This is a genomic window from Sphingomonas sp. 10B4, from assembly GCF_035019905.1.
Taxonomy (GTDB): Bacteria; Pseudomonadota; Alphaproteobacteria; order Sphingomonadales; family Sphingomonadaceae; genus Sphingomonas; species Sphingomonas glacialis.
The window spans coordinates 1-841 of sequence record NZ_JASJVC010000169.1; the positions used below are offsets into that span (position 1 = coordinate 1).

The 841-nt window shown below is 50.4% G+C and carries 1 pseudogene; it reads left to right on the top strand.

Going from position 1 to position 841, the window contains the following annotated elements:
• A pseudogene (locus QN347_RS19305) lies at positions 1 to 841 on the top strand (IS3 family transposase); the annotation flags it as partial.

Genomic DNA, 841 nt, shown 5'->3' on the forward strand with positions numbered 1-841 from the left:
GCCAGCACACAGAACGACCCAGACCGTCTCTATGCCAAAATTGGGCAGCTGAATATGGAACTCGATGCAGTGGGTAGAGCCGCTCTCTGCCCTTTCAATCGCCACACAATGCCGTCTCGTTTCAGTCACGCGCTCGGTCGTGTACGACAAGAAAAAGCGCTTGCAGGAAGAGATCAATCCGTTTGATAGTTTGCTGTTGCAATTGCTTGACGAGGAATACACCAGACATCCATTTTACGGCACGCGACGCATGACGCATTACTTGCGAGACTGTGGCCATACAGTGAACCGAAAGCGCGTACAGAGGCTGATGCAGCAACTGGGATTGGCAGGTATGGCCCCAGGCCCCAACACCAGTAAAGCGCATCCGCAGAACAAGATTTACCCGTACTTACTGAGAGGTATCGACGTCACTCGACCAAATATGGTCTGGAGTACAGACATCACATTCATCAGGCTGCCGCGGGGTTTTGTGTATCTGGTGGCGATCGTTGACTGGTATAGCCGGAAGGTGCTGTCTTGGCGGTTGTCGAACACGATGGATGCGGGGTTTTGCGTGGACTGCTTGGAAGAAGCCATAAAATGGTATGGAACGCCGGAGATTTTTAATACCGATCAGGGTGCGCAGTTTACCAGCCAGGCCTTTACTGGGCTGCTGCTTAGAAACGGCATCAAAATCAGTATGGACGGTCGCGGTCGGGCGTTGGATAATATTTTTGTTGAGCGTCTATGGCGCAGTGTGAAATATGAAGAAGTGTATTTGAAAAAGCATGAAAGTATGCCGGAGTTGGTGATCGGCTTGGCGAACTATTTTATGTTCTACAACGCTGAACGTAAACAT